This is a genomic window from Streptomyces sp. NPDC093221 (assembly GCF_044753885.1).
In the GTDB taxonomy this organism is placed as follows: domain Bacteria; phylum Actinomycetota; class Actinomycetes; order Streptomycetales; family Streptomycetaceae; genus Actinacidiphila.
This window is the reverse complement of record NZ_JBIVOA010000007.1, coordinates 51,189-70,162: the sequence shown is the minus strand read 5'-3', so window position 1 is coordinate 70,162 and position 18,974 is coordinate 51,189. Positions and strand designations below refer to the sequence as shown.

Annotated in this window: 18 protein-coding genes; 12 read left to right on the top strand and 6 right to left on the bottom strand. The window is 71.8% G+C overall.

Going from position 1 to position 18,974, the window contains the following annotated elements:
- Entirely contained in the window at positions 1–408 is a 408-nt protein-coding gene (locus ACIQCJ_RS25060) for a PH domain-containing protein (protein ID WP_402712589.1), read from the top strand.
- 86 nt (positions 409–494) lie between these two features.
- On the opposite strand, the gene ACIQCJ_RS25055 is transcribed toward ACIQCJ_RS25060, so the two are convergent.
- From ACIQCJ_RS25055 to ACIQCJ_RS25045, 3 genes are read right to left on the bottom strand one after another with little or no spacing between them, the layout of a single operon-like run.
- Positions 495–3,251, bottom strand: coding sequence for an alkaline phosphatase family protein (locus ACIQCJ_RS25055; RefSeq protein WP_402712588.1), 2,757 nt, complete (start codon positions 3,249–3,251; stop codon positions 495–497).
- A gap of 4 nt (positions 3,252–3,255) precedes the next feature.
- Positions 3,256–4,653, bottom strand: coding sequence for an ABC transporter permease (locus ACIQCJ_RS25050; RefSeq protein WP_402712587.1), 1,398 nt, complete (start codon positions 4,651–4,653; stop codon positions 3,256–3,258).
- The gene (locus ACIQCJ_RS25045) at positions 4,650–5,588 is read right to left on the bottom strand and encodes an ABC transporter ATP-binding protein (RefSeq protein WP_355334994.1); all 939 of its coding nucleotides are present in this window, start codon (positions 5,586–5,588) and stop codon (positions 4,650–4,652) included. Before ACIQCJ_RS25045 ends, ACIQCJ_RS25050 begins: the two co-directional genes overlap by 4 nt.
- Positions 5,589–6,077: 489 nt before the next feature.
- On the opposite strand from ACIQCJ_RS25045, the gene ACIQCJ_RS25040 reads away from it, so the two are divergent.
- The 8 genes from ACIQCJ_RS25040 (at position 6,078) to rpsR (ending at position 12,711) form a co-directional block, all read left to right on the top strand.
- Positions 6,078–7,640, top strand: a complete 1,563-nt coding sequence (locus ACIQCJ_RS25040) for a phospholipase C (RefSeq protein ID WP_402712586.1) — start codon at positions 6,078–6,080, stop codon at positions 7,638–7,640.
- Between the two features lie 314 nt (positions 7,641–7,954).
- Positions 7,955–8,734: an FCD domain-containing protein gene (locus ACIQCJ_RS25035; RefSeq protein WP_391162669.1), complete on the top strand. Its 780-nt coding sequence runs from the start codon at positions 7,955–7,957 to the stop codon at positions 8,732–8,734.
- A gap of 340 nt (positions 8,735–9,074) precedes the next feature.
- Positions 9,075–9,683 (top strand): Fe-Mn family superoxide dismutase, encoded by a 609-nt coding sequence (locus ACIQCJ_RS25030; RefSeq protein WP_391047834.1) that lies wholly within the window; start codon positions 9,075–9,077, stop codon positions 9,681–9,683.
- Between the two features lie 527 nt (positions 9,684–10,210).
- Positions 10,211–10,570 carry a hypothetical protein gene (locus ACIQCJ_RS25025; protein ID WP_402712585.1) on the top strand — a complete coding sequence of 120 codons (360 nt, stop codon included), beginning with the start codon at positions 10,211–10,213 and terminating at the stop codon, positions 10,568–10,570.
- A 173-nt stretch (positions 10,571–10,743) separates the two neighbouring features.
- On the top strand, positions 10,744–10,914 hold the full coding sequence (rpmF, locus tag ACIQCJ_RS25020) for a 50S ribosomal protein L32 (RefSeq protein WP_402712584.1): 171 nt from the start codon (positions 10,744–10,746) through the stop codon (positions 10,912–10,914).
- A 62-nt stretch (positions 10,915–10,976) separates the two neighbouring features.
- Positions 10,977–11,231 (top strand): type B 50S ribosomal protein L31, encoded by a 255-nt coding sequence (locus ACIQCJ_RS25015; protein ID WP_355335009.1) that lies wholly within the window; start codon positions 10,977–10,979, stop codon positions 11,229–11,231.
- The gene (locus tag ACIQCJ_RS25010) at positions 11,228–12,388 is read left to right on the top strand and encodes a CobW family GTP-binding protein (RefSeq protein WP_402712583.1); all 1,161 of its coding nucleotides are present in this window, start codon (positions 11,228–11,230) and stop codon (positions 12,386–12,388) included. Before ACIQCJ_RS25015 ends, ACIQCJ_RS25010 begins: the two co-directional genes overlap by 4 nt.
- A 59-nt stretch (positions 12,389–12,447) precedes the next feature.
- Positions 12,448–12,711: a 30S ribosomal protein S18 gene (rpsR, locus tag ACIQCJ_RS25005; RefSeq protein WP_402712582.1), complete on the top strand. Its 264-nt coding sequence runs from the start codon at positions 12,448–12,450 to the stop codon at positions 12,709–12,711.
- 104 nt (positions 12,712–12,815) lie between these two features.
- Here rpsR and ACIQCJ_RS25000 read toward each other — a convergent pair whose 3' ends face one another.
- Complete coding sequence (locus ACIQCJ_RS25000) at positions 12,816–14,258, bottom strand: aspartate aminotransferase family protein (RefSeq protein WP_402712581.1); 1,443 nt, start codon at positions 14,256–14,258, stop codon at positions 12,816–12,818.
- A 90-nt stretch (positions 14,259–14,348) separates the two neighbouring features.
- Here ACIQCJ_RS25000 and ACIQCJ_RS24995 point away from each other — a divergent pair, with 90 nt between their 5' ends.
- Positions 14,349–15,284 (top strand): LysR substrate-binding domain-containing protein, encoded by a 936-nt coding sequence (locus ACIQCJ_RS24995; RefSeq protein ID WP_355335767.1) that lies wholly within the window; start codon positions 14,349–14,351, stop codon positions 15,282–15,284.
- A 52-nt stretch (positions 15,285–15,336) separates the two neighbouring features.
- Complete coding sequence (locus ACIQCJ_RS24990) at positions 15,337–16,104, top strand: enoyl-CoA hydratase family protein (protein WP_355335020.1); 768 nt, start codon at positions 15,337–15,339, stop codon at positions 16,102–16,104.
- Between the two features lie 72 nt (positions 16,105–16,176).
- Here the strand turns inward: ACIQCJ_RS24990 and ACIQCJ_RS24985 are convergent, their stop codons facing one another.
- Together ACIQCJ_RS24985 and ACIQCJ_RS24980 are read right to left on the bottom strand one after the other, a co-directional pair.
- A complete protein-coding gene (locus tag ACIQCJ_RS24985) occupies positions 16,177–17,052 on the bottom strand; it encodes an HpcH/HpaI aldolase/citrate lyase family protein (protein ID WP_402712580.1) in 876 nt (291 codons plus the stop codon).
- A 50-nt stretch (positions 17,053–17,102) separates the two neighbouring features.
- A complete protein-coding gene (locus tag ACIQCJ_RS24980) occupies positions 17,103–17,963 on the bottom strand; it encodes a MaoC family dehydratase N-terminal domain-containing protein (protein WP_402712579.1) in 861 nt (286 codons plus the stop codon).
- 172 nt (positions 17,964–18,135) lie between these two features.
- Between ACIQCJ_RS24980 and ACIQCJ_RS24975 the strand changes: the two genes are divergently transcribed.
- Positions 18,136–18,777, top strand: coding sequence for a GntR family transcriptional regulator (locus tag ACIQCJ_RS24975; protein ID WP_355335028.1), 642 nt, complete (start codon positions 18,136–18,138; stop codon positions 18,775–18,777).
- Positions 18,778–18,974: the final 197 nt, after the last annotated feature.

The following is an 18,974-nucleotide window of genomic DNA, read 5'->3' as shown; positions in this document are numbered from 1 at the left end:
ATGTGGGTGCTGCCGTCCGGCAAGAGCTGGACGGACGCCGCCAGGTACGTGGTGCTCGGTGTGGCCGCGCTCGTGTCGCTGTGGTTCTGGCTGATCCCGCTCATGAAGTGGCGCGGCACCCTCTACATCCTGACCACCAAGCGGGTCCACATGCGGGTCGGCTTCGTGAACAAGACCGGGCGCAGCATCCCGTTGGCCCGGATCAACGACATCTCGTTCGCCGCCTCCCTGTGGGAGCGGATCATCCGGTGCGGGACGCTCAAGATCGAGTCGGCCTCCGAGCAGGGCCTGCTGACCCTGAAGCACATTCCCGACCCCGAGGGTCTGAAGAGGACCATCTACGAGGCGATGGACGGCGACCAGGAGCACCGCTACGGCGCCGAGGAGCGGATCTCGCGTTCCCGCTGACGGAAAGACACCAGGACGGCAGGAGAGCCCCTGGGCGGCGGTGACGCCGGCCAGGGGCCCTCTCGCGATCGATCCGGCTCGGACCGTCAGCCGTCGTTCTCCGACGACGGGATGTACGCGCCCGGTACGTCGTTCGGCGCGAAGATCCTGGCCTCGCCGGGGTACGGCTTGGTCCAGTTGTGCGTCTGGTACCAGGTGAGGTGGTTCATCTGCGCCGGGTTGGCGTAGTCGGGCACCGCGTTGGGGCCGGTCAGGCGCTGCTGGGACTTCCAGGTGTCCCACTGGTCCGCGAGCCGCTTCTCGGCAGCCGGGACCGCCGCCGCCGGTACCGCCGCCGCGTTGGGGTTCTGCGCCGCCGGGGTGTCGACGCCGCAGGAGGGCGGGGTGGACAGACCGTCGGTGAGCGAGGTGCGATTGGCCAGCGCGTTGAACGGCGCGAGGTCGGGCTTCTTGGTGAAGGCCGCGGTCATCGGGCTGGCCGCCGTGTCCTTCTGGTTCATCGGGTGGACCCCGAGGATCTGCTCGATGGTGCGGATCATCGTGATCTGCGAGTAGTAGTGGTTGTCGACGACGCCGTGCCGGGCGTACGGGCTGATGATCTGGATCGGGGCGCGGTGGCCGTCGATGTGGTCGAGACCGGCCTGGGAGTCGTCCTCGACCACGAAGATGGCGGAGTCCTTCCAGTACCTGCTGTGCGAGATCTCGTCGACCATCTTGCCGACCGCGAGGTCGTTGTCGGCGACCTGCGCGGCCGGGCTCGCGGGACCGCCGGTGTGGTCGCTGGAGAGCCAGAACATGTTCAGGTTCGCCGGACCGTTCTTCTCGAAGTCCTGCTTCCAGATCTGGTACCGGTAGACGTCGGGGACGCTGGTGTCGAACTTCGGGAAGCCCGGCACGGACACGGCGTTGAGCGACGGGATCGGCGAGGAGGAGTCCAGCGGGTAGGCGGTGTCCTTCCCGGTGGCGTCCATGGTCTTGGCGTCGCAGTACAGGTTCTGCCAGCTCGCGTCGGCGGGTTTGGTCAGGAACTGCTGGAACTCGCCGAAGTCCCGCACCGACTTCCCCGCCGCCTGCGCGCCGGTCCACAGGAATCCGCTTCGCTGGTGGCCGAGCGCGTCGTCCTCGGTGTCGTAACTGCGCAGGTACTCACCGGCGGAGGACTCGGTGTACTCCGGATTGTCCGCCTGCATCAGCCAGTTGTGGCCCTCGGCGGAGTTGGTGCCGATGTCGTACGTGTTGTCGTACAGCCCGAACTGGCGCGCCAGCGCGTGCTGGTTGGGTGTCACGTTCTCGCCGAACTGGGTCAGCGACGGGTCGCCGTCACCCTGCGGGAGGTCGCCGAGGATCTGGTCGTAGGTCCGGTTCTCCTTGACGATCAGGAAGACGTGCTTGATCGTCGAGGGGTCGCCGAGCCGCGCGGGGACCGGCACCGGCTTCGCGTGGCCCTTGGACGCGGCCTCCTTGAGCGAGCCGTTGGTCCAGCCGTTCTGGCGGAAGACCTTGGCCGTCTGGGACGCGATGACACGGTCGTTCGGCAGCGTGAAGTGCTGCACGCTCGACGTGGTGTCGTGGGTGCCGTGCCCGGCGGCGGTGGTGGGCCGACGGGCGTCCACGCCGCGGGTGTTGGAGACGACCACCTGCTTGCCGACGGTCGCGATCTCGGCCGGGAAGTAGTCCGTCGGGAGCAGTCCGACGTAACTGACCGGCTCCTGCGGGGTCGTGTAGCGGTAGACGGCGACGGCGTTGGCGCGGCCGAGCGTCACCAGGAGGTGCCCGTCGTCGGTGAGGGTCACGGCGTCGGGTTCGTAGCCCACCGACGCCTCGGGCCACGGCCGGGTGGCGATGGTCTGCACGACCTTGTCGTTGGCCGTCCTGATCACCGACACGTCGTTGGTCGCGGTGTTGGTGACGAACACCGCTCCCTTCTTGGCGTAGACCGCGGTCGGGTGCAGCCCGACGGTGATGCTGGCCGGCGCGGCGTCGGGCTTGGCCAGGTTGATGACACTGACCGTGCCGGTCGTGGTGGCGGCGGTCACCGGGTCGGCGGCCACCTGGGTGTTGTACGAGTTGATGGTGGTCTCGCCGGGACGCGCCGGACGTCCGCCCTCGTTGCTGACGTACAGCTTGTCGCCGACCTGGACGATGCCGCGCGGGGCGTTGCCGACGGGCCAGCTCCGCTGGACGGATCCGGTCGCGGCGTTGATGGCGACCACGCGGTTCTGGCCGTTGACCACGCTGTACACGGTGGCGCCGTCGGGCGAGAAGACCGCCGCGCTCGCCAGCGCGTGCCGGGGACCGTCGGCGGGGATCTTGACGGCCGTCGGGTGGGCGAGGCTGCCGTCCGCGTTCACGGTGAACTTGGTGTATCCGTCGGTCTGGCCGAGCCACAACTGCGAGCCGTCGGGCGAGTACGCGGGGCTTTCCTGTCCCACGTCATTGCCGCCGATCCGCAGATCGGCCGCGGCGGAGTTGCCGATGAGCTGCTGCACCTTCCAGCTCTTCAGGTCCACGACGGACAGCGCCATCCCGCCGTCGGTGACCGCGGCCGCCAGGTGGGTGCCGTCCGGGCTGACGGTGGACGACATGATCTTGCCGTTGTTGACGACGAGGCGCTCGCCGTACGGGGCGATGTACTGGTCGCTGGAGATGACCTGGCCCCGGTCGGTGGTCTGCCCGACCTGCTGGGTGCCGAACTGGTGCGTCTGGGCGAACGCGGTGCCGGTGGCGGCGAGGGCGAGGGCGCTGACGCCCGACGTCACCAGGACCGCCCGGCGTCCGACGCGTTTGCCGAAAATGCTGAACTCCGGTTTCTCGGTACGCCTTCGGCGGCGAGCTACCTGCATGGAGTCATCCCTTCGAGGAGTGGAGCAGTTCGACGTTGCCGTCGAACTGCCAGAGCGGGTTCGGCGCGTCCCCGACGGGGGTGCGCACGAGGAAGTAGCCGTTGACTTCCTTCGGCCCGTCGCCGTCGGCCACGAACCGCCCGTCCGCGGTGACGTCGAGTTGGTAGACAGCCGTCCCCGCGGCCGTGACGTCGGGGAGATGCCAGGTGACGACGCAGCGCCAGTCGTTGCCCGGACCCTCGGCGGCGACCTGGCCCCCGCCCCTGTTGCACGCCGCGGTGACGCGCAGGTGCTCCTCCGTCACGTCGGGGCGGTTCAGGTCGCCGGCCTGGACGCGGTAGAGGTGGGCGAACGCGGTGGCCACCGACCGCTGGATCTTGTCCTGGTCGATTCCGGAGCCCGTCGACGGGGTCGCCACGGCGATGACCGCGAAGGTCGCGGCCAACAGGCCGGTCAGCGGCAGGAGTCCGGCGGTGACGGCACGGCGCCCCGAGCCGTCGGAGGTGAGGTCGGTGAAATCGCGGCGCAGGAAGAGCAGACACGCGAGTCCCGTCGCGACCACGGCCCACACCACGCTCACCGCGATGCCGATCAGCAGCGGTTCGAGCTGTCCCGGACTGGTGAACAGACCGTTCCACGAGAGGAAGGCGTAGCCGGGCAGGGCCAGGCGCAGGGCGACGGGCAGCGGCAGCATCTGGGCGAGCTGCATCGCGAGCGCGACGAGCGCGGGCAGGAGCAGACCCATCGGGGACCGTCCCAGCGCGATCGACCCGAGGAGTCCGATCGCGGCCAGGGCGAGGGTCGGCGCGACGACACAGGCCCAGGCGAGGAGGACGTCACGCGCGGCGTCGGAAGGCGCCAGCAGGTGCCCGTCGAGGCCGACCAGCGGATGGTTGCCGACCGACAGCAGCCCGCCGACCACGCCGGAGGCGGCCAGCCCGGCCACGAGCAGCAGGATGACGGTGAGGCTGGCCAGTGCCTTCGCGGCGAAGATCCGCCCGGGCGACCTGACCGCCACCAGCAGGTGCCGCCAGGTGCCGAGCCGGTCCTCGGAGGCGAAGACGTCCCCGGCGACCAGCGAGGTCAGCAGCGGGAGCGCCCAGGTGCCGGAGAAGCCGAGCACCACCAGCGATCCGGCCCACCCGGTGGCATGCATCCAGCGGCCGAAGAGGGTGTCGGAGGGGAGCGTGCTCTGCTGGCTCACCGCGGCGACGAAGAGCGCGGGCGCGATCCAGCAGGCGAGCACCAGCAGGCGGATGCGCCACTGCGACACCAGCTTGACCAGTTCGAAGCGGTAGGCGCGGGCCACCGAGACGCGGCGGACTCCGGCCCCGTCGTCATGGCCGTCATGGGCGTCATGGCCGTCAGCCGGGCGGTCGGTCGCGGACACGGTCGCGGTCATCGGGCCGCCTCCTGCTCGGTGAGGGCGAGGAACGCGGCTTCGAGGGGCGATTGCACCGGGCCCACCTCTCGTACGGCGACACCGTCACGGACGATCCGCGCCACCAGGTCGTCCAGGGCCGGCGTCGGCGCGCGGACGACGAGGACGTCGGCGCCGCGCCATGTCGCGGCCTCGTCCACGACACGCACACCGGCCGTGTCATGGGCCAGCCGGCTGGCGGCCCGCTGGTCCGAGGTCAGCAGCCGGTAGTCGAGTTCGCGGCTCTCGGCGGCCAGCTTGCCCAGCGGGCCGGAGAAGACGGTCCTTCCGGTGGCGAGGATGGTGACGTCGGAGCACAGCGCTTCGAGGTCGTCCATGCGGTGGCTGGAGAGCACGACCGCGGCGCCCTCGGCGGCGAGCCGGGTGAGGACACCGTGGACGTGCTTCTTCCCCGCCGGGTCGAGGCCGTTGGACGGTTCGTCGAGGACGAGCAGCCGGGGTGTGGTGAGCAGGGCCGCGGCGAGTCCGAGGCGCTGCCGCATGCCGAGGGAGAACCCGCGCGCCTTGTCGTCGGCGACGTCGGTGAGGCCGACCTGGTCGAGTACGTCGTCGATCCCCGCCGTCCGCGCGTCGCGTCCGCGCAGGGCGGCCAGCGCGGCCAGATTCTGCCGGGCGGTGAGCGAGGGGTACAGCCCCGGCCCGTCCACGAATCCGGCCACCCCCTCGGGAGCGGCGAGCAGTCGGCCGATCGGCGTGCCCAGGATGTCGAGGTGCCCGGCGTCGGCGACGGCCAGGCCCAGGAGCAGCCCCAACAACGTGGTCTTGCCTGCGCCGTTCGGTCCGACCAGGCCGTGGATCCGCCCCTGCGCGACGTCCAGATCCACGCCGTCGAGGGCGACGACGTCACCGAAGCACTTGGTGATCCCACGAGCCCGGACAGCAAGGAGAGTGTCCATGAGTCCCTTCTTTCACAGCCCTCAGGGACCCTAGGGACAGCACAATGCGCCGTCATGGACTACGAGTTGAACGCTGGAAGAACGACAGGAGACCCGCTCGCGGTGCACGCGTGCCCCGCCCCGAGCCGCCGCACGCCGCCGCGCCGACGACCGCGACGGCGCCTTCCGTGACTACATCGCGGACTCGGCCAACAACGTGATCCGCCGGGTCGACGCGCGGACCGGGACCATCACGACCGTGGCGGGCGACCATACTGCCGACAAGGCGGACGACGGCCTCGGCGCGTTCTCCGGCGACGGCGGCGCGGCGACCTCCGATCGACCGGTCCTCGGACCTGCTGTACCTCGCCGACACACGCAACAGCGCGGTCGCCCAGGTGCTCGGTGTCGCCCGGTCCGGTGACGCGGCGGGGCCGACGGCTCCGCCCCGCGCGGTCCCGCCCCGCAGAAGTCCTGACCGGGTCCCACGAGACGGAGAGAAGACAGACGATGAGCAACACCGCTTCAGGCCGCTCGGGAATCTCCCGGCGCCGCTTCGTCGCCAGCGCCGCCGCGCTGGCGGGTGCCGCCGGGGTGGCGGGCGTGCTGCCCGAGAACCTCGCGCGGGCCGCGACCGCGGGGCCGGCCGAGGGGGACCTGTCCCAGATCAAGCACGTCGTGTACGTGATGATGGAGAACCGGTCGTTCGACCACTACTTCGGCGCCTTTCCCGGTGCCCGCGGCTTCAACGACAAGACGGCGATCAAGCTGCCCAACGGCGACTCGGTCTTCCGGCAGCCCGATCCGGCCAACCCCGACGGGTACCTCGAACCGTTCCACATGTCCACGCTCAGCACCGGCGCCGCCGCGATCCCGTCGCTCTCCCACGACTGGCGCGACCAGCACGCCTCGTGGAACCAGGGCGCGATGGACGGCTGGCTGTCCGCGCACATCGCCTCGGACGGCGAGGTCAACGGCGCGTACACGATGGGCTACTTCACCCGCGAGGACATCCCGTTCCACTGGGCGCTCGCCGAGTCCTTCACGCTGCTGGACAACTACCACTGCTCCGTCCTGGGCCCGACCGACCCGAACCGGCTGGTGTGGATGTCCGGCACCAACGACCCGGAGGGCAAATTCGGCGGCCCCGTGCTGGAGACGGTCACGCCGAACCCGATGACCCACCCGTCGGCGGCGGAGATCCTCTACGACGCGGGGTACAGCGTCAAGACGTACTTCTCCGGCGCGACCAGCGGGTTCAACGTCTTCGCCTGGTTCGCCAGCTTCAAGAACAAGGCGACCCTGCCCGTCGCCCTCCACACCGCCGTCATGACCGGCGGCACGCTCTACGGCGACGGCACACCGGGACGGGTCGGCGATCCCACCCACCCGTCCCCGGCGTCCGACCCGGCGCTCGGTTTCGAGGAGGACTGCGCCAACGGCGTCCTCGCGGACGTGTCCTGGCTCTACATGCCGAGCGAGGCCGACGAGCACCCGCCGAATCTCCCGGCGGCCGGCGCGCAGTACCTGGCGTCCAAGCTGGAGGCGCTGGCCTCCAACGAGGAGCTGTGGAACTCGACCGTCTTCGTCCTGAACTACGACGAGAACGACGGCTTCTTCGACCACGTCCCGCCGCCCGTCCCCAACCCCCGTACGTACCCGGAGGAGTTCGTCCACCTGACGTCGCCGAAGGGCACTCCGGGCGGGGGGCTGCCGGTCGGCGCGGGCTTCCGCGTGCCGTGCGTCATCGTCTCCCCCTGGACCGTGGGCGGCCGGATCTTCTCCGAGGTCTCCGACCACACCTCGGCGCTCCGGTTCATCGAGACCATCACCGCGGCGGGCGGCCTGTCCGGCCACGGTCCGGTGACCTTCACCCCGATCAGCAAGTGGCGCCGCCGCACCTTCGGCGACCTCACCGGCGCCCTCCGCCTCCAGGACCGCAAACCCGCCCCGACCAGCCCGGAATTCGCCCCCGCCACGACGGCCGCCCACCTCGCCGCCCAGACCGCGGCCTCCACCCAGCCCATGCCCGCGCGACCGGGCGCCACCCAGTCCTTCCCTCCCCCGCGCTGACCCGCCGGGTGCGGCGGGTCCATCTCGGGCTGTGACCGGGCCGCTCGCCCGCGCAGGCCGTCAGCGCCCAGGCCGGCGGCAGGGCGCCCGCTATCGCCAGGAGACCGGGGAGGGGGTCGGGCGGCGCGGTCGAACACACCGGGAGAACATCCGCGCGCCGGGAGGCGGGAAAGGCTCAATACCGGGGCACACGGAGTCGGTAGGGCCCGGAGGCCGACCTCACGGGGGAGCACGAGCCGGGCCCCAACCAGGGCCTATTGGTCATACCTTAATCAGCTACTATGGGGTCGTCCGCGTCTAGGGAAGGAACCCTTATGGCCGCTCGCCGTCCGACAGCGAGGACCGAGGACGGTCAGTCCGGCCGGCTCCTCAGCCCCGTGAACGACCGCCGGATCTCCGCGCTGATCGTCGACCAGGTGCGCTCGCTCATCCATGAGGGCAAGTTGACGCCGGGCGACCGGCTCCCTCCGGAACGCGAGATGTGCGAGCGGTTCGGGGTCAGCCGGGTGACCGTGCGCGAGGCGCTGCGGGTGCTCGAGGCGGGCGGACTGGTCGAGATCCGGGTGGGCGCGCACGGCGGGGCGTTCGTCACCACGCCGACCAGCGACCGGATCGGGGCGAGCATCACCGATCTGCTCACGCTCTCCTCGGTGTCGGCGGCCGATGTGACCCAGGTCCGGCTGGTCCTGGAGGTCGGCATCATGCCGCTGCTGTGCGCGACCGCGGACGACGAGGACATCGCCGCGCTCCAGGCGATCTGCGACCGGCAGGAGGAGGCGGTCGCGGGCGGCGACTACGACGTGTCGCTGTCCGCCGAATTCCATACGCGGCTGGCGGCGAGCACGCACAACACCGCGTTCGAGATGCTGATCCACTCCTTCCACGGGCCGCAGTTGATATCACCCGCGACCGCGCAGCGGACGGCGCCCGAGAGGGGCAAGCGCGGCATGGAGGAGCACCGGGCGATCATCGCGGCCATCCGGGCGGACGACGTGGAGACCGGGCAGCGGATCATGCGCGAGCACCTGAGCAGGACCGCGGAGCGGCTCTGCCTGGACGAACCCAAGGCGGCGGGGCGGCGCAAGAAGCAGTAGGCGGCCGACTTCCGGCACGCGTGGCCGAGCCCCCTTCGACGCGGAGATCCGCGCCGAAGGGGGCTCCGGCGTTCCCGGCCCCCCCGCCCGCCCAGGTCGGCGGCATCGGAGCGCGGGCGGCGGGCACAGCAGTACGTCGGCGGGCGGGACCGGCGGGCCGGCGGGTTGCCGGTTGGAAAGACGATCAGCGTCGAGGAAGCGACTCTCCCGGGATGCTGTCGGGCCGACCCCGCCCGACACCATGCTGCTGCACCTGTGCCGCTATTGCAACTCTATCGCAATAAGGTCATAGGGTGGGTCGCGGCACGTATTCTCACTCTGTCGAAAGGGGCCGTGCCTGATGGGCACCTACGCGCTTCCTGACATGCCGTACGACTACTCCGCTCTGGAACCGGCCATCACCGGCGAAATCCTGGAGCTGCACCACGCCAAGCACCACGCCGCCTACGTCAAGGGCGCCAACGACACGCTGGAGCAGATCGCCGAGGCCCGCGAGAAGGAACAGCTCGCCCCGGCCCGGCTCGTGGGCCTGGAGAAGACATTCGCCTTCAACCTCTCCGGCCACGTCCTGCACTCGATCTTCTGGGAGAATCTGTCCCCCGACGGCGGCGACCGCCCCGACGGCGCGCTGGCCACCGCCATCGAGGAGCACCTCGGCGGATTCGAGGCGTTCAAGAAGCACCTCACCGCCGCCACCGCGTCCGTCCAGGGCTCCGGCTGGGGCGTCCTGGCCTGGGAGCCGCTCGGCAAGCGGCTGATCGTGGAACAGGTCTACGACCACCACGGCAACGTCGGCCACGGCGCCACCCCGCTGCTGGTCTTCGACGCCTGGGAGCACGCCTACTACCTCCAGTACAAGAACGTCCGCCCCGACTACGTCACCAAGCTCTGGGACCTCGTCAACTGGACCGACGTCAGCGCCCGTTACGCCAAGGCCACCGGCGCCTGACCCTCGTAGCACGCCGCACACCGGACGCCGTACGCCGCAGGGGCACCGCCGACCACGGCGGTGCCCCCGGCCGCTTCCCTGTCACTCCCCCACCGTTCCCGCGCGGACAGGAACTGCCGCGCGCGGCCCCGTCGTCTCCCCTGACGCGTAGCGACGGACGCGGCCGAGGGACGGCAACAGGGGGGCAGCACGGTGGAGTTCACCAGGAGCGGGCGGCTTCGCCGGAGCGGCAGACGCTGGGTGGGGTGGGGGGCGCTAGTGGCGGTCGGCGCCGTCGTATGGGCGGCGCTCGCGCGCGGCGATTCCCGGCAGACGGCTTATATCGCCCTGCTCCTGGCCGTGTTGTCCGTCCTCGCGGGTGCGCGGTCGCTGCGGAGGGCGAGCCTGCCGTTCCGGCTGCGGGTGGACGAGTACGGGATCACCCTCGATGAGCACCGGCTGGGCTGGGGTGAGATCGAAGGGGTCGGGCTGCGCTACGGACCGGCGGACCCGTCGGGGGCGCCCAACAGGCCGTCGCCCTCGGGCCGTTGGTCGGGCTCAGCGGTCTGTACGGCAGCGGTTGGCTCTTCTTGCGGTGGCTGCGGCCGTTGCGCCTGCGGATCGGCCCCGAGGGCATCGCGATGCGGGACTTCGGCGCCACCGACCTCGTCTTTCGCTGGGACCAGATCGCCGCGGTCACCGTCGACCCGCGGCCGTACACCTCGGAAAGGCACCTGTGGCTGCTGGTCTGGCCGGTTCCCGGGGAGAGGTTCGCCCTGCCGCGCACCCACGTGGTCGACGGCCATGAGACGTACGCCCTGGTGGCGGTGCGTCGCCTGCGCGAGCCCGGCGAGGTCGAGCCGGTCGTCAGGCACTTCGCCTGCCGCCGCTACGCCGAACCGGCCTGACCGCGCCTGACCACGTCCGACCCGCTCGACCGGTGCGCCGGGACCCGCTCACAGGGTCCCGGCGCACCGGCGTGTCCGGGATCGCGCCCGTCCACGCAACTCTAATTGAAAACGATATCCATCTCCATATAGTGTGGTGGCTCGCCCGTCCGCCCACCTCACGAAGGACCGTCATGGCCGTTCCCAAACGCAAGATGTCTCGCGGCAACACCCGGCACCGCCGCGCCCAATGGAAGGCCGCCGCACCGCGGTTGGTCACCGTCACCATCGACGGCGTCGCGTACGCGGTCCCCCGGCGGCTCGCCAGGGCCTACGAGCGCGGCCTGCTCGACCCCGCGCGCTGACCCGACACCGCGGCCGGAGAAACCGGACCCCGCAGCCGACGACTCACGACGAGGACACCTCCATGAAGCCCGACATCCATCCCCCGTACGGCCCGGTCGTCTTCCGCGACAAGGCCGCCGACTTCGCCTTCCTCACCCGCTCCACCGCCACCAGCGACACGACGGTGGTGTGGGAGGACGGCAGGACCTACCCCGTCATCGACGTAGAGATCTCCTCGCGGAGCCACCCCTTCTACACCGGCACCGCCCGCGTCCTGGACACCGCGGGCCGCGTCGAGCGCTTCGAGCGCCGGTACGCGCGGCGGGGTCCGCGATGACGCGGGGGTACGACCGGCTGCCGGTCGTCGTGGTGGCCGGTATGCACGGCGACGCGCGCCGCACGGTCGTCGGGCAGTTGCTGTCGATGGTCCCCGACAGCGTCGCCCTGCACCACGACCTGTCGCGGGCCGCGGAACGCGGTGTCGTGCGCCGTACGGTGCGCGACGCGGACGGCCTCGTGTCCGAGGGCGAGACACCGCTGGTCAACGACTGCGCGTGCTGCGCTCTGCGCGAGGACCTGGTGCCGGAGCTGGAGCGGCTGGCCGCGAGCGGTCTGACGCGGCTCGCGGTGGTGGAGCTGTGGGACTCCGTCGAGCCGCAGGGGATGGCCGAGATCATCGCCGAACCGGGCTCCGGCTTCCTGGAGTTGGCCGGTGTCATGACGGCGGTCGACCCCGCTCTCGTCCTGCCCTGCCTGGCCAACGGCGACGACCTCGGCGACGCGGGCCTCGCGGTGGCGCCGCAGGACCGGCGCACCGTCGGCGACACCTGGGCCCGCCAGTTGGAGTACCCGCCGGTGCTGGTCGTCGTGCAGGACGAGGAGCCGACCGACGAGGAGCGCGCCCTGCTGCGTCAACTCCACCCGACAGCGCGGCAGGTGGCGGCGGGCACCACCGAGCTGGCCAGGATGGCCTTCGCCGGTTTCGACGTCGCAGGCGCCGCCGCCGCGCAGCACCCCGCCTGCTCACGGCTGCCGCAGGACGCGGAGGAGGCCGGGGTAGGCACCCTGGTCTGGCGCAGGCGCCGCCCTTTCCACCCCGGCCGGTTGTACGCGGCACTGGAGGATCTGGCCTGCGCCGCCGCCCGCAGCCGTGGCCGCTTCTGGCTCGCGGACCGGCCCGACACGCTCCTGGCGTGGGACGCGGCCGGTGGCGCCCTGTGCGTGGAGAGCGTCGGCCCGTGGCTGGCGTCGCTGCCGGACGCGGCCTGGGAGCTGGAGTCCCCGGTCCGTACGGCCGCCGCGTCCCTCGACTGGGACCCGGAGCACGGCGACCGCTGCCAGCATCTGGTCTTCACCTCCCCCGGCCTCGACCGGTCGGGACTCGAAGACCTCCTGGACTCCTGCCTGTTGACGGACGCCGAGTACGCGGCGGGCCGCGCCGGATGGCGGACCCTCCCGGCCGCCTTCGACGAACTGCTCTCCCCGCTGTCCTGATCCGCTCTTTCCCCCGGCCGGAGCGGCCGGGACCCGAACCGACCGAGGAAGTGCCGCCCATGCCCCGCCGACCCGATCCCCGCAAGGCCCCCGCATCCCAGCCCAACCCGCTGGACGCGGCGAAGATCGAGTACATCGACTACAAGGACACCGATCTGCTGCGCAGGTTCATCTCCGACCGGGGCAAGATCCGCAGCCGCCGCGTCACCCGGATCAGCGCGCGGCAGCAGCGCCAGATCACCAAGGCCGTCAAGAACGCCCGCGAGATGGCGCTGCTCCCCTACGCCTCGACTCCGCCGAAGGGGAGCGCTTCCCCGCGCTAGGCCGCCACACGAGCCGCTCGCGCGGCGGTCGTTCGGAGCGGGGGCGTGGTCCAGAGCATGGCGCTGGTCCAGAGCGTGAGGGCGGCTCAGGCCGTGAGGGCGGCTCAGAGCGTGGCGGACGCGTCGCCGATCGCCTGGTCGAGGACGGCCAGGCCCAGGGAGAGTTCGTCCTCGGTGGCGGTCAGGGGCGGGGCGATGCGGAAGACCCCGCCCATGCCGGGGAGTTGGACGATGTTCATGTGCAGGCCGAGTTCGAGGCAGCGGCGGGTGACGCGTGCGCCCAGCTCGTCGGAGCTCTGCTTCGTGTCGCGGTCGACGACGAGTTCGAGTCCGGTCAGCAGGCCGCGGCCCCTGATGTCGCCGACCACAGCGTGGTGTTCGGCGATCTCCGCCAGGCCCTCGCGGAGGAACGCGCCGAGCGCGCGGGCGCGTTCGTCGAGCCTGTCGGCGATCAGGACGTCGAGGACGGTGTTGCCGACGGCCGCCACGAGCGGGTCGGCGGCGTGCGTGGTGAAGAACAGGAACCCGCGGTCGTACGCCTCCTGTTCGATCGCGGCGCTGGTCACGACGGCCGCCAACGGCAGTCCCGCGCCGAGCGTCTTGGACAGGGTGAGGATGTCGGGGACGATGCCGTCGCGCTCGAACGCGTACCAGGTCCCGGTGCGGCACAGACCGGTCTGGGCCTCGTCCAGGATCAACAGCATCCCGCGCTCACGGCACTTGTCGCGCAGGGCCGCGAAGTAGCCGGGCGGCGGCTCGATGACACCGCCCGAGCTGAGGATCGGCTCGACCAGGCACGCGGCCAGGCTGCCGGTGGACTGCGCGTCGATCAGGTCGAAGGCGAAGTCGAGTTGGCGGCGCCAGTCGAGCGCGCCGTCGGGCGTGGTGAAGTCGGGCCGGTACGCGTTCGGTACGGGGATGGCGAAGTTGCCGGGCGCGGCCGGCCCGTACCCCTTGCGGCCCGCGCTGTACGTGGCGGACGCCGCCGCCTGCGTCATGCCGTGCCAGGAGCGGGCGAAGGAGACGATCTCGTGCTTGCCGGTGACGAGTTTCGCCATCCGGATCGCGGCCTCGTTGGACTCGGCGCCGGTCGTCAGCAGCAGCACCTTGTCCAGGGGCGCGGGCAGGGTGTCGGACAGCCGCCGGGCGAGGTCGACGACCGGTCGGCTGAGCATGCCGCTGTAGAGGTGGTCGAGGTCCGCGATCTGCCGCCGGACGGTGGCGACGATCGCCGGGTGCGAGTGCCCGAGGATCGCGCTCATCTGGCCGGAGGTGAAGTCCAGGATCTTCCGGCCGTCGGCGGTGTACACGAAGCTTCCGGCGGCGCGTTCGATGATCTCGGGGGTGAACTCGGGTCCGTAGCGCACGAGATGCCGTTCGGCGTCGGCCCAGAAGCTCTCGGCGGACGGCGGGGCGGACGGGACGGCCGCGGGGCCGGTGATCACGCCGGGGGTCGTGCCCGCGGTCGTACCGGTGGAAGCGCCCGTGGAGGTGCCGGTTGAGGTGCCGGTAGTGGACGTGGGGGTGCCAGTGCGGGAAGCAGCCATGTCCTCGACGGTAGGCGGCCCGCGAGCGACACGTCCATCGCACATTTCCGGCTGTCCTGTTCGGTAGATCCGCACAAGAATGGCCCCGTGATGAATCCCTGGCGGCTGCGGCTGCTCACCCAGCTCGACACGCTCGGCACCATCCGGGCCGTGGCCCAGGCCGCCAGCCTGAGCCCGTCGAGCGTGTCGCAGCAGCTCGCCGTGCTGGAGACCGAGACCCGTACGCAGCTTCTGGAACGCACTGGACGCCGGGTGCGGCTGACCTCGGCCGGGCTGATCCTCGCCCGGCGGGCGCGCGCCGTCCTCGACCACATGGACAGCGTCGAGGCGGAGCTGCACGGCTTCGGCGAGGAGCCCGCCGGACTCGTACGCCTGGGCGCGTTCCAGAGCGCGATCCACACCATGGCCGTGCCGGTCGTGACCCGACTGGCCCGTGAACACCCGCGCCTCGACATCGAGTTGCTGCAACTGGAGCCGCACGAGAGCATGCCCGCGCTGCGCGGCGGCGACGCGGACGTCATCATCACCACCACCGACTTCGACGAGCTGCCCCTGGGCCCCGACCTCGACCTCGTCCCGCTGGCCAGGGACCCGATCCTGCTGGTCGTACCGCCGGAGCACCCCGCGGCGGGACGCGGCGCCGCGGACCTCGCGGCGTACGCGGACGAGCCGTGGTCCTTGGACATGCCGCAGTCGTACATGGCCGGGCTGGCCCTGCGGCTGTGCCGCCAGGCCCAGTTCGAACCGCGCGTGGTCTGCCGCTTCAGCAATTACATGATGACCCTCCAGCACGTCGAGGCCGGGCTCTCCATCACCCTCCTCCCCGGCCTGACCGTGGCCCACAGCCGCTACCGCGTCGCCACCCGCGAGCTCGCGACCCCCGTATCCCGTACCATCACCGCCGCGATCCGCCGCGGCTCCCCGCCCCGCGCGGCCGTCCACGTCGTCCTCGACGCCCTGCGCCAGATCACGGACCTCCCCCTGCCCCTCCCCGGCTCCGTGGCCGGGCCACCGGGCGGGCCCTAGCATCGTCCCGACCGCAGGGACCGTCGACCGCCGCCAACCCGAGGTGTCCTCCATGACGCAGCTCGTCCGTCACGTCGTACGCGACCAGGTCGCGACGATCACTCTCGACTCGCCGCACAACCGCAACGCGCTCTCCTCCCGACTGGTCGCGGAGCTGACCGAGGCCCTGGAGTCCTCGGGCGCCGACGCCGATGTGCGCGCGGTCGTCCTCACCCACACCGGGCGTACGTTCTGCGCAGGCGCCGACCTGTCGGAGGCGGGCGGCGGCTCGATGACGGCGGCGACGCAGGCGATCGTCTCGCTGCTCGGCCTGATCGTGGAGCTGCCCAAGCCGGTGATCGCGCGGGTCACCGGGCATGTACGGGCCGGTGGGATGGGCATCGTCGGCGCGTGCGACATCGCGGTGGCCGACGAGAGCGCGTCCTTCGCCTTCACCGAGGCGCGGATCGGCGTCACGCCCGCGATCATCTCGCTGTGCACGCTGGACGTCATGGAACCGCGCGCGGGCGCGCACTACTACCTGACCGGCGAGACCTTCGACGCGGCGCGCGCCGCGCAGATCGGCCTGATCACGTCGGCGGCCCCGGCCGACGGGATCGACGCCGTCGTCGCCCGCTTCACCGCCGCCGTCCGCGAAACCTCACCGCAGGGTTCCGCCGAGACGAAGAAGCTGCTGACGGCGGACCGGCGGCGGCGGATCGCCGCGGACGCGAGCGACCTCACCGCGCTGTCGGCGCGGCTGTTCGCCAGCGAGGAGGCGCAGGAGGGCATCCGCGCGTTCATGGAGCGCCGCCCGCCCCGGTGGCGCGCCGCCGGGTGACTCCACGCGGTACGGCCACGGACCGCCTGGGCGTGGCCGGTGGCCACCGCCGGACACCGCTACGCCGACACGTCACCGATCGGCGCGGGCGGCGATCGAGCGGGCGCGCAGGTGGACGGGGCGGTCGACCATGTGGCCGTCCACGAGCTTCACCTCGTCCTCCGTGGTGAGTTCGAGGACCCGCAGGGCCCAGGCCAGTTCGTCCGGGTCGGGGGCGAGGGCCTCGTGGACGGCGGGCACTTGGGCGGGGTGAATGCACAACTTGCCGGTGAAGCCGCTGTCGAGGGACGCACGGGCCTGGGCCAACACCGTTTCCCGGTCGCGGACTTCGGTGCAGACGCCGTCCACGGGAGCGGGCAGTCCCGCGGCGGCCGAGGCGGCGACCAGGGCGAATCTGGCGGGGACGAGCCGCGCGGTGTCGTCGGGCCGCAGCCCCAACTGGGCGCAGAGGTCCAGGTGTCCGAAGACCAGCCGGACGACGCCGGGCGCTCCCGCGATCAGCCGGGCGTCGAGGACGCCGACCGCCGTCTCGATCAGCGGGAGCACGGCGGAGCCGGGCGGCAGGGCAGCCAGGACCGCCGCGACCGTGGCCGCGTCCTCGGCTTTGGGGACGACGACCGCGACGGGCGCGCCCGCCGCGCCGAACGCCGCCAGATCCGCCGAACCACGGTGCGTACGGGGGTCGTTGACGCGGATCACCACGCCGGGCGCGCGGCCCAGCAGCGCCGTCGCGTTGGCCAGCGCGGCCTCCTTCGCGTCGGGCGGCACCGCGTCCTCCAGGTCGACCACGACCGCGTCCGCACCGCTGGCGAGCGCCCGGTCGAACCGTTCGGGCCGGTCGCCCGGCACGAACAGGAAGGACCGGGCGCGGCCCAGCGCGTCCGCGACACCCGTACGGTCGCCTCCGCCGTACGGGCCCGCCCTCTCGTTGTCCTCGGAAGGTGCCATGGCTGATCCGCTCTCCTTCGATGGTGCCCGGCGGCGACGGCGCGGCCGGTTCAGTCGGCGGCGGGTGCGGCGTCCCGCGCGGTCATCCGTACGCAGCAACGCCCTTGTGACCATGCCTCGATGGACAGGGCGCCGTCCTCCCGCCCGGCCGAGCCGACGGTGACCTCCTGGCCGACGTAGGCGGTCGAGGTCAGCCGGTAGGTGAGGTGCGTCGGCGCGGCGCCGAGGCGGTACCGGGCGTGTTCGGCGCACCAGAGGGCGAGCAGCGGGCCGTGGACGACGAGGCCGGGGTGGTGCTCGACCTCGCGGACGTACGGGGCGTCGTAGTGGATGCGGTGCAGGTTGTAGGTGAGCGCGCTGTACGCGAACAGGTAGCGCTCGTCGGGGACATGGGTGGCCGACGGGGTGACCGGGGACACCGCGCCTCCGGTGGTGGCGGTGGGCGGTCCGATGTCGGCCGCGCGGCGGTAGACGATGTCGCGCCGCTCCCTGATCCGGTCCTCGCCCGCGACCGACCACACGTGGTCCTCGGTGACCAGCAGCAGCACGCCGGAGCGGCCCTCGCGCACCCGGACGTCGGCGACGCGGCTCATGCGGTCGACGCGGTCGCCGACCCGCAGCGGCGCGACGACCTCCACCGTGCCGCCGCCGAACATCCGCCGCCGGTCGGCCAGCGGCGGCAGCAGCGCCCCGCCCTCGGGGTGTCCGTCGGCGCCGATCCGCTCGATCCCGACGGCGTCGCGCAGCAGCACCTCGTGCCAGAGCGGCGGCAGTTCGGCGCCGTCCTCGGGGGCGGGTACGTCCAACAGCGCGGCGAGCTTGTCGGTGGTCCCCCGTTCCACCGCGCCGCTGACCTGCGCGGGCTCGGGTCGCCAGGTGGCGGCGATCTTCTCGAATTCGGGGGCGGTCAACGGCCTCTCCTGCCCACGACCGGCCCGCGTACCCGCACGCTCGACGCCATGGCCACCGACCTTTCATATACGATTTCTCAAGATCGTACATGATGTAGGGTGAACGCCGTCCCAGCAGGGGAAACCGTCGGAGAACCCGGCAGAGGATCAGCGGAGAGAGTGGGTGCGGCCGGTGACGGACGGGCGCCGGAGGTCCGACGACGTCGCCTCGTACGTACGCGATCTGATCGTCTCGGGCGGGGTCGCGCCGGGTGAGTTCCTGCGGCTCGAACCGCTCGCCCAGCGGCTGGGGCTGAGCGTCACGCCGGTACGCGAGGCGATGGGTCTGCTGCGCGGCGAGGGATTCGTGGAACTGGAGCCGAACCGCGGCTTCGTCGTGCTGCCGCTGTCCCGCTCGGACATCGAGGACATCTACCGGGTGCACGCGTTCGTCTCGGGTGAACTGGCCGCGCTCGCCAGCCGTCGCCTCACCGCGGAGGCGCTGGACGGGCTCGTGGCGCTCCAGGAAGAGCTCGTCGCGGCACACCGGGCAGGTGACGCCGCGCGGGTGGAACAGCTCAACCACTTCTTCCACCGCGAGATCAACCGGGCCGCGGGCTCCCCGCGCCTGCTGTGGTTCCTGCGGACCGCGTCGCGTTACGCGCCCCGGATGTTCTTCTCCGGCGTCGACGGCTGGGCGGAGGCGTCCGCGCACGACCACGAGGCGATCCTGACCGCACTGGCGGACCACGATCCGGACGCGGCCCGTACGGCGATGGCCGACCACGTCCGGCACGCGGGCGAACTGCTGGCCCGGCACCACGAGAGCCGCTGACGCGAGCCCGACTCCCTTACGAGGAGCCGGTGTTGACCTCCTCCCCGCCGACAGAGCAGGGACGTCGGGCCGTGGCCTCTCGCACGCCGACCCGGTTGAGGGCGGCGGCCAGGTCGGGCGATCTCGATCAGGGCGACGGCGGCGCCGCGTCGGCGCGGGCCGTGGTCGTTCAGCATCCGTCGAAGGATGCCGACCCG